14 protein-coding genes are annotated in these 13,179 nt (G+C 65.1%); 7 read left to right on the top strand and 7 right to left on the bottom strand.

The window, feature by feature from the left end; genetic code table 11:
- Positions 1–222 precede the first annotated feature (222 nt).
- From OUY36_RS02530 to OUY36_RS02510, 5 genes are read left to right on the top strand one after another with little or no spacing between them, the layout of a single operon-like run.
- The gene (locus OUY36_RS02530) at positions 223–1,428 is read left to right on the top strand and encodes an ABC transporter substrate-binding protein (protein ID WP_267936621.1); all 1,206 of its coding nucleotides are present in this window, start codon (positions 223–225) and stop codon (positions 1,426–1,428) included.
- 2 nt (positions 1,429–1,430) lie between these two features.
- The gene (locus tag OUY36_RS02525; protein ID WP_436785051.1) at positions 1,431–2,237 is read left to right on the top strand and encodes an ABC transporter ATP-binding protein; all 807 of its coding nucleotides are present in this window, start codon (positions 1,431–1,433) and stop codon (positions 2,235–2,237) included.
- A complete protein-coding gene (locus OUY36_RS02520) occupies positions 2,230–2,934 on the top strand; it encodes an ABC transporter ATP-binding protein (RefSeq protein ID WP_125868716.1) in 705 nt (234 codons plus the stop codon). Before OUY36_RS02525 ends, OUY36_RS02520 begins: the two co-directional genes overlap by 8 nt.
- On the top strand, positions 2,934–3,821 hold the full coding sequence (locus OUY36_RS02515) for a branched-chain amino acid ABC transporter permease (RefSeq protein WP_013981555.1): 888 nt from the start codon (positions 2,934–2,936) through the stop codon (positions 3,819–3,821). Before OUY36_RS02520 ends, OUY36_RS02515 begins: the two co-directional genes overlap by 1 nt.
- Positions 3,821–4,807: a branched-chain amino acid ABC transporter permease gene (locus tag OUY36_RS02510; RefSeq protein WP_267936620.1), complete on the top strand. Its 987-nt coding sequence runs from the start codon at positions 3,821–3,823 to the stop codon at positions 4,805–4,807. Before OUY36_RS02515 ends, OUY36_RS02510 begins: the two co-directional genes overlap by 1 nt.
- Before the next feature lie 27 nt (positions 4,808–4,834).
- Here OUY36_RS02510 and OUY36_RS02505 read toward each other — a convergent pair whose 3' ends face one another.
- From OUY36_RS02505 to OUY36_RS02490, 4 genes are all read right to left on the bottom strand, one after another.
- Positions 4,835–5,608, bottom strand: coding sequence for a ParA family protein (locus OUY36_RS02505; protein ID WP_038663969.1), 774 nt, complete (start codon positions 5,606–5,608; stop codon positions 4,835–4,837).
- 87 nt (positions 5,609–5,695) lie between these two features.
- The gene (locus OUY36_RS02500; protein ID WP_267936617.1) at positions 5,696–6,490 is read right to left on the bottom strand and encodes a thymidylate synthase; all 795 of its coding nucleotides are present in this window, start codon (positions 6,488–6,490) and stop codon (positions 5,696–5,698) included.
- Positions 6,491–6,595: 105 nt separating this feature from the next.
- Positions 6,596–7,396, bottom strand: coding sequence for a prolipoprotein diacylglyceryl transferase (gene lgt / locus OUY36_RS02495; protein WP_267936616.1), 801 nt, complete (start codon positions 7,394–7,396; stop codon positions 6,596–6,598).
- 10 nt (positions 7,397–7,406) lie between these two features.
- Complete coding sequence (locus tag OUY36_RS02490) at positions 7,407–8,189, bottom strand: sulfite exporter TauE/SafE family protein (protein WP_200596159.1); 783 nt, start codon at positions 8,187–8,189, stop codon at positions 7,407–7,409.
- A gap of 145 nt (positions 8,190–8,334) precedes the next feature.
- Here OUY36_RS02490 and OUY36_RS02485 point away from each other — a divergent pair, with 145 nt between their 5' ends.
- A complete protein-coding gene (locus OUY36_RS02485; RefSeq protein ID WP_267936613.1) occupies positions 8,335–9,090 on the top strand; it encodes an NRDE family protein in 756 nt (251 codons plus the stop codon).
- Between the two features lie 6 nt (positions 9,091–9,096).
- On the opposite strand, the gene ptsP is transcribed toward OUY36_RS02485, so the two are convergent.
- Together ptsP and OUY36_RS02475 are read right to left on the bottom strand one after the other, a co-directional pair.
- On the bottom strand, positions 9,097–11,370 hold the full coding sequence (gene ptsP, locus OUY36_RS02480) for a phosphoenolpyruvate--protein phosphotransferase (RefSeq protein ID WP_063539504.1): 2,274 nt from the start codon (positions 11,368–11,370) through the stop codon (positions 9,097–9,099).
- Positions 11,371–11,395: 25 nt separating this feature from the next.
- The gene (locus tag OUY36_RS02475) at positions 11,396–11,875 is read right to left on the bottom strand and encodes an RNA pyrophosphohydrolase (RefSeq protein ID WP_063539684.1); all 480 of its coding nucleotides are present in this window, start codon (positions 11,873–11,875) and stop codon (positions 11,396–11,398) included.
- Between the two features lie 184 nt (positions 11,876–12,059).
- Here OUY36_RS02475 and OUY36_RS02470 point away from each other — a divergent pair, with 184 nt between their 5' ends.
- A complete protein-coding gene (locus tag OUY36_RS02470; RefSeq protein WP_102839487.1) occupies positions 12,060–12,713 on the top strand; it encodes an HAD family hydrolase in 654 nt (217 codons plus the stop codon).
- A gap of 33 nt (positions 12,714–12,746) precedes the next feature.
- Here the strand turns inward: OUY36_RS02470 and OUY36_RS02465 are convergent, their stop codons facing one another.
- Positions 12,747–13,175, bottom strand: a complete 429-nt coding sequence (locus OUY36_RS02465) for a DUF2269 family protein (RefSeq protein ID WP_267936608.1) — start codon at positions 13,173–13,175, stop codon at positions 12,747–12,749.
- Between the last annotated feature and the right edge of the window lie 4 nt (positions 13,176–13,179).

The raw sequence follows: 13,179 nt of genomic DNA, 5'->3' as shown, positions 1-13,179 counted from the left end.
CTGTCCAGCTCCCATCTCTACGACTTTCCACGACGACGTGCTGCCCCGCACGCGCCTGCGCTCGGCGTGCGCGCATCAATGCCAGGCCGCGGCATTCAGCCAGCCGGCGACCCACGACGTTGTGCGCCTGACCGCCTGCCCAGCTTTCCCCTAACCCGCCCATACGGACCGCTTCGCATGGGGCGAGCCCGTATGCCGAGCAAACCGTGCAAGGAGATACGCATGAAGCTTTCAGCAATCGCAGCGGCAACCCTGACGGCAGTGGCCGCCGTACCCGCGTCGGCCGAGATTTCCGACGGCAAGGTAAAGATCGGCATCCTCAACGACCAGTCCGGCGTGTATGCCGATTTCGGCGGCAAGTGGTCGTTCGAGGCGGCAAAGATGGCGGCCGAAGACTTCGGCGGCAAGGTGCTCGACGCCCCCATCGAGATCGTCACCGCCGATCACCAGAACAAGCCGGACATCGCCTCCAACATCTCGCGGCAGTGGTACGACCGCGAGCAGGTCGACGCGATCATGGAGCTGACCACCTCCTCGGTGGCGCTGGCGGTACAGGGCATTTCCAAGAGCAAGAAGAAGATCAATCTGGTGACCGGCGCCGCCACCACCGAACTGACCGGCAAGCAGTGCTCGCCCTACGGCTTCCACTGGGCCTACGACACCCACGCGTTGGCGGTCGGCACCGGCGGCGCGCTGGTTTCCCAGGGCGGCGACAGCTGGTATTTCCTCACCGCCGACTACGCCTTCGGCTACTCGCTGGAAGAGCAGACCTCCAAGTTCGTCAAATCCAAGGGCGGCGAGATCAAGGGCTCGGTGCGCCATCCGCTGGCAACAACCGACTACTCGTCGTTCCTGCTTCAGGCCCAAGCCTCGGGCGCCAAGGTCATCGGCCTGGCCAACGCTGGACTGGACACCGCCAACAGCATCAAGCAGGCCGCCGAGTTCGGCATCGTCGCCAGCGGCCAGCGCCTCGCCGCGCTGCTCTTCACCCTCGCCGAAGTGCACGGCCTGGGCCTCAATGCCGCCCAGGGCCTGACCCTGACCGAGAGTTTCTACTGGGATCGCGACGACAAATCCCGCGAGTTCGGCGAACGCTTTTTCAAGCGCACCGGGCGCATGCCGAACATGGTCCACGCCGGCACCTACTCCGGCGTCATGCAGTACCTCAAGGCAATCGAGAAGGCCGGGACCGACGCCACCGAGCCAGTGGCCAAGGCCATGCACGAGATGCCGGTGGATGATGTCTTCGCGCGCAACGCCAAGGTCGGCGCCAACGGCCGGCTGATCAGCGACGTCTATCTGATGGAGGTGAAGAAGCCCGAAGAGAGCAAGCGCGAGTGGGACTACTACAAGGTCCTGGCGACCGTGCCGGGCAATGAGGCCTATATCGATCCGGCCGAGAGTGGCTGCGATCTGGTCGGGCAGTGAGCATGGCGGCAGCGCAAGGCCTGGACGCCGGCGGTTCGACCGCCGGCACAGCCACGGACTCGCCGGTGATGCTCTCTGCCCGCGGCCTGCGCAAGGAGTTCGGCGGCTTCGTCGCGGTGAACAATGTCGATCTGGACGTGCGCCATGCCCGGGTGCACGCGCTGATCGGCCCCAACGGCGCGGGCAAGACCACGGTGTTCAACCTGCTGACCAAGTTCCTGCAGCCCACCAGCGGAACCATCCGCCTGCTCGACCATGACATCACCCGCACCGACCCGGCCAAGGTGGCACGCATGGGGCTGGTGCGCTCGTTCCAGATCTCGGCGGTATTCCCGCACCTCTCCGTGTTGGACAACGTGCGCGTCGCGTTACAGCGGCCGGGCGGGCTGGCCACGCAGTTCTGGCTGCCGATGCGCTCGCTCAATCGCCTCAACGAGCACGCCATGCAGTTGATCGAATCGGTCGGCCTGGCCGACAAGCGCAACGAGCTGGCGGCTGATCTCTCCTACGGGCGTAAGCGCGTGCTGGAGATCGCCACCACCCTGGCGCTTGAGCCCAAGGTACTGCTGCTGGACGAGCCCATGGCCGGCATGGGCCACGAAGACGTACACGTGGTGGCCGAGATCATCCGCGAGGTCGCCACCCAGCGCGCGGTGCTGATGGTCGAGCACAACCTCAAGGTGGTCGCCGACCTCTGCCATCAGGTGACCGTGTTGCAGCGCGGCGAAATCCTGACCTCCGGCGACTACCGCACGGTCAGCCAGGACGAGCGCGTGCGCGTGGCCTACATGGGGACCGACGATGACTGAACCCTTGCTCAGCGTGCGCGACCTCAACGCCTGGTATGGCGAAAGCCATGCCCTGCACGGCATCGACCTCGACGTGCAGCAAGGCGAGACAGTGACCCTGCTCGGCCGTAACGGCGTCGGCAAGACCACCGCGCTGCGCGCGATCGTCGGTATTATCCGCCAGCGCAGCGGCAGCATTCGCTTCGACGGCAAGGACATGCTGCGCGTGCCGCTGCACCGCACCGCCCGCCACGGCATGGGCTATGTACCGGAAGAACGCGGCATCTTTTCCACGCTGACGGTGGAGGAGAACCTCACCCTGCCGCCGGTGATCGCCAAGGGTGGCATGACCCTGGCCGAGATCTACCAGCTGTTCCCCAACCTCGAGGAACGCCGCAAGAGCCCCGGCACCAAGCTCTCCGGCGGCGAGCAGCAGATGCTGGCCATGGCGCGCATCCTGCGCACCGGCGCCAAGCTGCTGCTGCTCGACGAACCCACCGAAGGCCTGGCGCCGGTGATCATCCAGCGCATCGGCGAGGTGCTGCAGACACTCAAGCAGCGCGGAATGACCATCCTGCTGGTGGAGCAGAACTTCCGCTTCGCCAGCAAGGTGGCCGACCGCTTCTACGTGGTCGACCACGGCAAGGTCATCGATACCTTCGACGTCGCCGATCTGCCCGGCCGCATGACCATGCTCAACGAAGCCCTGGGGGTCTGATGACGACGATTTTCGATGTACCGATCCAGGCCTTCCTCGGGCAATTGCTGATCGGCCTGATCAACGGCTCGTTCTACGCCATGCTCAGCCTGGGCCTGGCGATCATCTTCGGCATGCTGAAGATCATCAACTTCGCCCACGGCGCGCAGTACATGATCGGCGCCTTCGCCGGCTATCTGTTGCTGGCGACCCTCGGCATCGGCTACTGGCCGGCGCTGATCCTCGCACCGATCATCGTCGGCCTGTGCAGCGCGGTAATCGAACGCCTCGCGCTGTCGCGGCTGTACAACCTCGACCACCTCTACAGCCTGCTCTTCACCTTTGGCCTGGCGCTCGCCCTGGAGGGCGCGTTCCGCTACTTCTACGGCTCCTCCGGACAGCCCTACGCCGTACCCAAAGAACTGGCCGGTGGCTACAACCTGGGCTTCATGTTCCTGCCCAAGTACCGCGCCTGGGTGGTCCTGGCTTCCCTGGTGATCTGCATCGCCAGCTGGCTGCTAATCGAGAAGACCAAGCTCGGCGCCTACCTGCGTGCCGCCACCGAGAACCCAACGCTGGTGCGCACCTTCGGCATCAACGTGCCGCTGCTCCTGACCTTCACCTATGGCATGGGCGCGGCGTTGGCCGGACTGGCCGGCATGCTCGCCGCGCCAATCTATCAGGTCAGCCCGCTGATGGGTTCGAACCTGATCATCGTGGTGTTCGCCGTGGTCGTGGTCGGCGGCATGGGCTCGATTCTCGGCGCCATCATCACCGGATACATGCTGGGCATTCTCGAGGGGCTGACCAAGGTGTTCTATCCGGAGGCTTCCAACATCGTGATCTTCGTGATCATGGCGATCGTGCTGCTGGTGCGTCCGGCCGGCCTGATGGGGAGGGACGCCTGATGAACAGCCAGGTGAACGTCACGCCGACCACCAAACGCCCGTTGCTGCGCCTGGAGACCGTGCTGATCCTGATCGGCGTGGTCGCGCTGGCACTGGCACCGTTCTACTTCTACCCGATCTTCCTGATGAAGGTGCTGTGCTTCGCCCTCTTCGCCTGCGCCTTCAACCTGTTGCTCGGCTACACCGGCATCCTCTCCTTCGGCCATGCGGCGTTCTTCGGCGGCGCGGCGTATTTCACCGCCCATGCGGTCAAGGAATGGGGATTGCCGCCGGAGCTGGGTATTCTCGTCGGCGTTGCCGGCGCGGCGTTTCTCGGGCTGATCATCGGCTTTCTGGCGATCCGCCGGCAGGGCATTTACTCGACGATGATCACCCTGGCGCTGTCGCAGATGTTCTTTTTCTTCTGCCTGCAGGCACCCTTCACCCATGGCGAGGACGGCATTCAGAACGTTCCGCGCGGGCACCTGTTCGGCTTCATCGATCTGCAGGAGCCGCTGTACATGTACTTCTTCGTGCTCTCGGTGTTTCTCGCCGGGATGCTGCTGATCTGGCGCGTGATCAACTCGCCGTACGGCATGATCCTGCGCTCGATCCGCGAGAACGAGAACCGCGCCATTTCCCTGGGCTATTCGGTGTCGCGCTACAAGCTCGGCGCCTTCGTCATGTCCGCCGCCTTGGCCGGGCTGGCCGGCGGTCTGAAGGCGCTGGTGTTCCAATTCGCCACGCTCACCGACGTCAGCTGGCAGATGTCCGGCGAGGTGGTGTTGATGACCCTGCTCGGCGGCATCGGTACGCTGGTCGGGCCGATCTTCGGCGCCGCACTGGTGACCACCCTGGGCAACTACTTCGCCACCTCGGAGCTGCCGGTCACGCTGGTCACCGGGATCATCTTCATGGTCTGCGTACTGGTGTTCCGCCGCGGCATGATCGGCGAGCTCTATGCCTCACGGCTGGGCAAGAAGCTGGAGCGGCGCGCCGACGACTAGAGCCGCCAGGCGCAGCCCGGAGGCGACTCAGCCGTTCGCTTCGAGCAGGTCATGCAGTTCGACGAACTGCTGGCTCAGCTTGTGCCGAGGATCCAGATAGACCAGCGGCATGCAGGCCTGGTGCGACTCGCGCATCTTTACCGAACTCATCAGGTTGACCGGCAGCACCGGCAACCCCTCGCTCAACAGCTCATCGATCATTTGCTGCGGCAGCGCGGCACGCGGCTGGAACTGATTGACCACGATGCCCTCGACCTCGAGCGCTTCGTTATGGTCGTCCTTCATGTCTTCGATCTCGTCCAGCAGGCTGTACAGCGCCTGACGGGAAAAGCTGTCGCAGTCGAAGGGGATCAGGCAGCGGTCGGCAGCGATCAGTGCCGACACGGTGTAGAAGTTCAGCGCCGGTGGGGTGTCGAGGTAGATGCGGTCGTAGTCCTCGGCGAGGCCATCGAGCAGCTTTCGCAGCTTGTTGATCTTGTGCTTGGCCTCAAGCTTGGGCTGCAGGTCGGCCAGTTCGGCCGTGGCGCTGATCAGATGCAGGTTGTCGAACGCCGTTTCGAGGATCGGCGGACGCGCCTTCTTGCCAGCCGTACCGCCAGCGAGGATCTGCTTGAAGAAGTCGGCGATACCAGTGGGAATGTCATCGCCGGTCAGCCCGGTCAGGTAATGCGTGGAGTTGGCCTGGGCGTCCAGGTCCACCAGCAGTGTGCGGTAGCCCTGCGATGCGCTGACCGCAGCCAGATTGCAGGCGATGCTCGACTTGCCGACACCGCCCTTCTGATTGAACACGACCCTGCGCATGACCCGCCTCCCAAGAAACCCTGAGCGGTCGAGTCTATACGGCAAATGTGACAGCCGGGTTACCCACGACGGCAAACCCGACCAAAGTCAGACCGCGACGGGCGCCTTGATGTGCGGGTGCGCCTCGTAGCCGACCAGCTCGAAGTCCTCGAAGCGGAAGGCGAACAGGTCCTTCACCTCCGGATTGAGCTTCATGGTCGGCAGCGGCAGCGGCTCACGGGTCAGCTGCAGGTCGGCCTGATCCAGATGATTGGCGTACAGGTGGCAGTCGCCGCCACTCCAGATGAACTCGCCCGGCTCAAGGTCGCAGACCTGCGCCACCATCAGCGTCAACAGCGCGTAGCTGGAGATGTTGAACGGCACGCCGAGGAAGATATCGGCCGAGCGCTGGTACAGCTGGCAGCTGAGCTTGCCGTCCGCGACGTAGAACTGGAACAGCGCGTGGCACGGCGGCAGCGCCATCTGCTCGACCAGCGCCGGGTTCCAGGCCGAAACGATCAGCCGGCGCGAATCCGGGTTCTTGCGAATCATCGCCAGCAGGTTCGAAATCTGGTCGATGGACTCACCATTCGGCGCCGGCCAGGAGCGCCACTGGTAGCCGTACACCGGGCCCAGCTCGCCGTTCTCGTCGGCCCATTCGTCCCAGATCGAGACACCGTTTTCCTTCAGATAGCGGATATTGGTGTCGCCCTGAAGGAACCACAGCAGCTCGTGGATGATGGACTTGAGGTGGCACTTCTTGGTGGTCACCAGCGGGAAGCCTTCGGCCAGGTCGAAGCGCATCTGGTAGCCGAACACGCTGTAGGTGCCGGTGCCGGTACGGTCGCTCTTGAAGGTGCCGTGTTCGCGCACGTGGCGCATCAGGTCGAGGTACTGTTTCATCGATTGACTCGAAGCAGGCGCCGAAGCGCGGTGAAAAGGCTGCGCGAATAGTAAAAGGCCTGCGCCCTGCTTGTCGCCCTCATGGCGACAGGCAGGGCAACGGATTCAGGCCGGCGCCCGGCCGGCGTCGCGCCGGTAGGCCCAGGCGATCATCCCGGCGCCGAGCAGCACCATCGGCACGCAGAGCAGCTGGCCCATGGTCAGCCAGCCGAACGCCAGGTAGCCCAGCTGCGCATCCGGCACGCGGACGAACTCGACGATGAAGCGGAAGACGCCGTAGCACACCGCGAACAGTCCGGACACCGCCATGGTCGGCCGCGGCTTGCGCGAGTACAGCCAGAGGATGACGAACAGCGCGACGCCCTCCAGGGCGAACTGATAGAGCTGCGACGGGTGCCGCGCCAGTTGCTGCGGGTCGGTCGGGAAGACCATCGCCCAGGGCACATCGGTGGCCTTGCCCCACAGCTCGGCGTTGATGAAGTTGCCGATTCGTCCGGCGCCCAGACCGATCGGCACGAACGGCGCGATGAAGTCCATCAGCTCGAAGAAGCTCTTGCCGTTGCGCCGGGCGAAGATCCAGCTGCACAGCAGCACGCCGATCAGGCCGCCGTGGAAGGACATGCCGCCCTTCCACACCTGCAGGATCAGGCTCGGCTGGTTGATGTAGGCGGCCAGGTCATAGAACAGCACATAACCCAGACGGCCACCGACGATCACCCCCATGGCCACCCAGAACACCAGGTCGGAGAGCTTGTCCTTCGGCCACTCGGGTGCGAAGCGCTGCACCCGCAGCGAAGCCAGCCACCAGGCGCCGCCGATGCCGATCAGGTACATCAGGCCGTACCAGTGAATCTGCAAGGGGCCGATGGATATCGCCACCGGATCGATCTGCGGATAGGGCAGCATCGGTTACTCCTCAAACCAGAAAGTTGATGCCGACGCTCAGCAGCAGCAGAGCGAACAGCCGTTTCAGAACCTTGGCCGACAGCCGGTGCGCCAGCTTCGCACCCAGTCTGGCGAAGAACATGCTGGTTGCCGCGATGCCGAGCATCGCCGGCAGGTAGACGAAGCCCAGGCTCCACTGCGGGAGGTGCGCCTCGTGCCAGCCCACGAGCATGAAACTCAAGGCCCCGGCGACGGCAATCGGCAGCCCGCAGGCCGCGGAAGTCGCCACCGCCTGCTGCATCGGCACGCTGCGCCAGGTCAGGTACGGCACCGATAAAGAGCCGCCACCAATGCCGAAGATCGCCGAAGCCCAGCCGATCACCACGCCCACCAGCGACAGTTCCGGTCGTCCCGGCACCTGGCCGGTGGCCTTGGGACGCAGGTCGAAGCCCATCTGCACCGCCATCGCCAGGGCGAACACGCCGATGATTTTCTGCAGCATCGGCCCCTGGATCGCCGCCGCGGTCAGGCTGCCCAGCGCCGCGCCGAGCAGGATGCCGAAGGTCATCCAGAGCACCATCGACCAGCGCACCGCGCCCAGGCGATGGTGGGTGAGAATCGAATTGACCGAGGTGAAGACGATGGTCGCCAGCGAGGTTCCGACCGCCAGGTGCGTGAGAATGTCCTGGGAAAAGCCCTGCGCACTGAAGCTGAACACCAGCACTGGCACGATGATCAGCCCGCCACCTACGCCGAACAGACCGGCCAGCACCCCAGCGAAGCCGCCCAGCAGCAGATACAGCAGAAACTCCATGCGCCCCGTCCCGGCGAAACAAAGCGGCATGGTAGCGAAAATGCCCGGCCGGCGCTTGCCCGCCGACGCGCTGACGCCGGCTGCCCATGGCCCTTTCGGCCGCCGCGCCTGTACCCTTGCAGGTCTGCAACCGCGAAGGTGTCCCATGTGCCTGATCGTTTTCGCCTGGCGCCCCGACCACGCCCAGCCGCTGGTGGTGGCCGCCAACCGCGACGAATTCCACGCCCGCCCGAGCCTGCCGCTGGGCTGCTGGGAAGACGCACCCTGGATCATCGGCGGACGTGACCTGCAGGCTGGCGGCACCTGGATGGGCGTCACCGCTCGCGGCCGCTTCGCCGCGCTGACCAATATCCGCGCGCCCGGCCAGGCGATCGGCCCACGTTCGCGCGGCGAGCTGCCGGAACAGTACCTGCGCGGAGACTTGCCGCCAGCCGACTACCTGGCCGAGCTGGCCGAGCGCCGCGGCGACTATGCCGGATTCAACCTGCTGGTCGGCGATCGGCAGACGCTGTGGCATCTGAATTCCCATGATGGTCAGCCACAGGCGTTGCAGGCCGGCGTCTACGGTCTGTCCAACGCCGGGCTGGATACGCCCTGGCCCAAGCTCAGAAAGGCCCGTGCGGCACTGGCCGACGCCCTCGATCAACCGGAGCCGGAACGCCTGCTGGCACTGCTCGCCGATGCTGAGCCGGCCGCCGAGCATGAGCTGCCACAGACCGGGGTGCCGCTGGAATGGGAACGGCGGCTGTCGAGCGTCTTCATCGCCAGCGCCGAATACGGCACCCGTGCCAGCACCGCGCTGATTCGCCACGCCGACGGTTCGCTGGATATCGTGGAGCGGAGTTTCGGCCCGGACGGCCCGTTAAACGAGGTGCGCTACCGCCAGCCGCCGCGCGACTGACGGCTGTCAGACCGCGGCAGAGGGGTTGATCAGTTTGCTCAGGCCGAGGTTACGCAAGGTCAGCTGGATCGTGCTCTGGATGACCTGCGGGCTGTCCAGCAGCATGACTCGCGCCAGCAGTTGCTGAGCGGTGTCCATGCTGACCTGGCGCAGCAGCCACTTGACCTTGGGCAGGTTGGTGGCGTTCATCGACAGGCTGTCGAAGCCCATCGCCAGCAGCAGCATGGCCGCCGCCGGATCGCCGGCCATCTCGCCACAGATGCTCACCGGCTTGCCCTCGCCATGGGCTTCCTTGACCACTCGCTGCAGCGCTTCGAGCACTGCAGGATGCAGGTAGTCGTAGAGGTCGGCGACCCGTGGATTGTTGCGGTCCACCGCCAGCAGGTACTGGGTCAGGTCATTGGAGCCGACCGAGATGAAGTCCACCATGCGCGCCAGCTCGCGCGTCAGATAGACCGCCGCCGGCACCTCGATCATGACGCCCACCGGCGGCATGATCACGTCCAGCCCTTCGTCGCGCACCTCGCACCAGGCGCGGTGGATCAGGTGCAGCGCCTCTTCCAGCTCGCGGATGCCGGAGATCATGGGCAGCAGGATGCGCAGGTTGTTCAGCCCGGCGCTGGCCTTGAGCATGGCACGGGTCTGCAGCAGGAAGATTTCGGGATGGTCGAGGGTGACGCGAATGCCGCGCCAGCCGAGGAACGGATTCTCTTCCTTGATCGGGAAGTACGGCAGGCACTTGTCGCCGCCGATATCGAGGCTGCGCATGGTCACCGGCAGCGGGTGGAAGGCCTCCAGCTGCTCGCGGTAGATCGCCATCTGCTCCTTCTCGCTGGGGAAGCGCTCCTTGATCATGAACGGGACTTCGGTGCGATACAGCCCGACGCCTTCCGCACCACGCTCCTGGGCGCGCACCACATCGGCGAGCAGGCCGGTATTGACCCACAGCGGAATGCGGTGGCCATCGGTGGTCTCGCAGGGCAGCTCACGCAGTACGTCGAGGCCTTCGGAGAGCTGGCGCTCCTGCTCGGCGAGCACCTCGTACTGCTCGCGCAGCACCTTGCCGGGGTTGGTGATGATCTCGCCACGGTAACCGTCGACGATCAGCTCGATGCCATCGACCTTGGAGTACGGCAGGTCGACCGCGCCCATCACCGTGGGAATGCCCATGGCGCGGGCAAGGATGGCGACGTGGGAGTTGCTCGAACCGAGCACGGACACCATGCCCACCAGCTTGCCCTCGGGCACTTCGCCGAGCATCGCCGGCGACAGTTCCTCACTGACCAGGATGGTCTTGTCGGGATAGGTCAAAGTCTGCTGGCGGGCTTCCTGCAAGTAGGAAAGCAGGCGCCGGCCGATATCCTTGACGTCCGAGGCACGCTCGCGCAGGTAGGCATCGTCCATCATCTCGAAACGCCGGACGTGCTCGGTGACCACCTGGCGCAGCGCGCCCTGGGCCCACTGGCCGGTGCGGATGACCTTGGTCACCTCGCCACCGAGGGCGGAGTCGTCGAGCATCATCAGGTAGACGTCGAACAGCGCGCGCTCTTCCTTGCGCATCTGCGTGGCGAGCTTTTCCGACAGGTTGCGCATGTCGGCGCGCACCGCTTCCAGCGCCGCCTCGAACAACGTCAGCTCGGCCTCGATGTTGTCGATGTGCTTGTCTGGCACCACGTCCAGATCGGCCGGCGGCAGCACCACCAGGGCGGTGCCCACCGCGGCGCCCGGGGCGCCGGGAATGCCGATGAAGCGAGTTTCCTGGATGCCCTTGCCCTGGCGGCCGAGGCCGCGGATCGAACCGGTGGCCTCGGCATGGGCGATAACCCCGGCGAGCTGCGCGCTCATGGTCACCAGAAAGGCTTCCTCACCCTCGTCGAACTGGCGGCGTTCCTTCTGCTGGATGACCAGTACGCCCATCACCCGCCGGTGGTGGATGATCGGCGCGCCGAGAAAGGAGGCATAGCGTTCCTCGCCGGTTTCGGCGAAGTAGCGATAGCGTGGGTGTTCGGAGGCGTGTTCGAGGTTGAGCGGCTCTTCGCGGGTGCCGACCAGGCCGACCAGGCCTTCGTTGGGCGCCATGCTGACCTTGCCGATGGCGCGCTTGTTGAGGCCTTCGGTGGCCATCAGGACGAAGCGTTCGGTTTCCGGATCGAGCAGATAGACCGAGCAGACCTGGCTGCCCATGGCCTCCCTGACTCTCAGCACGATGATGCCCAATGCCGCCTTGAGGTCCTTGGCGGCATTCACTTCCTGGACAATCTTGCGCAGCGTGCCGAGCATGCTCAGAGGCTTTCTCCCCGATTTTTCAGTCCCGCACCGGCAACCGCGGCGCGAGTTCTTTGAGTGCGCGACGATAGACTTCGCGCTTGAAGGTGACCACCTGCCCCAGCGGATACCAGTAACTGACCCAGCGCCAGCCATCGAACTCCGGCTTGCCGGTCAGGTCCATGCGCACACGCTCTTCGGCGCTGGTCAGGCGCAGCAGGAACCACTTCTGTTTCTGGCCGATGCACAGCGGTTGGCTGTGGGTTCGCACCAGGCGTTGCGGCAGACGATAGCGCAACCAGCCACGGGTGCAGGCGAGGATATTCACATCCTGCTCTTCCAGGCCGATCTCTTCGTTGAGTTCGCGATACAGGGCCTCTTCCGGCGTCTCCCGGGCGTTGATGCCACCCTGCGGGAACTGCCAGGCGTCCTGATTGATTCGCCGGGCCCACAGCACCTGACCGACATCATTGGTCAGGATGATGCCGACATTAGGGCGAAAACCATCGGAATCGATCACGGCATACAACCTCGCAGACGCATGTCGCGGCATTGTTCCACAAAACTGCGACGAGCCGAAAGCGCGGCAAGGCGCCATTCGGCATGCGCCTCCGGGCACGCCAGGCGGCCGGTCGAAGCTGCGTCGAGGGCGCTCTACCGTTATGCTTGGCGCTGCCCTGACTCCATCTTCGAGGAACTCTTCCGTGCGCCTGGCTCTATTCGATCTCGACAACACCCTGCTGGCCGGTGACAGCGACCACGCCTGGGGCGAATACCTCTGCCAGCGCGGCATCGTCGACGCCAGCCACTACCGTGCGCGCAACGATGCCTTCTATCAGGACTACCTCGCCGGCAATCTCGACGTGCATGCGTACCAGAACTTCTGCCAGGAACTGCTCGGCCGCAGCGAAATGTCGCAGCTGCAGGCGTGGCACGAGGAGTTCATGCGCGACCACATCGAACCCATCGTGTTGAGCAAGGGCGAGGCGCTGGTCCGTCAGCACCTGGATGCCGGCGACAAGGTGGTGATCATCACCGCGACCAACCGTTTCATCACCGGTCCGATCGCCGCCCGGCTGGGGGTCGACACCCTGCTGGCGACCGAGTGTGAGATGCGCGACGGCCGCTATACCGGACGGCTGACTGACATCCCCTGCTTCCAGGAAGGCAAGGTCCAGCGCATCGAGCGCTGGCTGGCCGAGACCGAACAGACCCTGGAAGACAGCTACTTCTACAGCGATTCGCGCAACGACCTGCCGCTGCTGCAACGGGTGACGCATCCGGTGGCGGTGGACCCGGATCCGGTCCTGCGCCAGATTGCCACCGAGCGTGGCTGGCGGATCATCTCGCTGCGCTGAACCCGCTCAGCAGCGATGCCCGGGCCGGTCAAGTCAGACCGGCTTGGCACCCATCAGTGCGGTGATGGCGATCAGCACCAGCAGCACCAGCACGCCGTAGATGCCGGCATTGCGTGCGGCGGTGGCGTTGCCCGGTGCGTGCCAGGCGGCGAGGCGGCCGGCCAGCAGCGGCACCAGCGCTACCAGCACGACGAACAGCACGGAGCTGGCCAGCAGCCATAGCTGCCCCAGCGGCCATCCGGCCAGATGTGTCATCCACCATCCGGTCAGCGGCAACGACAGGCCGATCACCGCCAACAGCGGCAGGGACAGCCGGCGGGTGCGCTGCAGCTTGCGTTGCAGTACGGTCTGGTCGCCGCCGCGGGCAGCCTTCCATAGCATCAGCAGGTGCACGATCACACCCAGCAGCAACAGCACTGCGGTGGCGCCATGCACGATGCGGAGGGTCAGGTAGTGTTCCATTGGC

Origin of the sequence: Stutzerimonas sp. R40042, assembly GCF_026642215.1 — a bacterium.
In the GTDB taxonomy this organism is placed as follows: Bacteria; Pseudomonadota; Gammaproteobacteria; order Pseudomonadales; family Pseudomonadaceae; genus Stutzerimonas; species Stutzerimonas frequens.
This window is presented reverse-complemented; position numbering and strand designations above follow the sequence as displayed.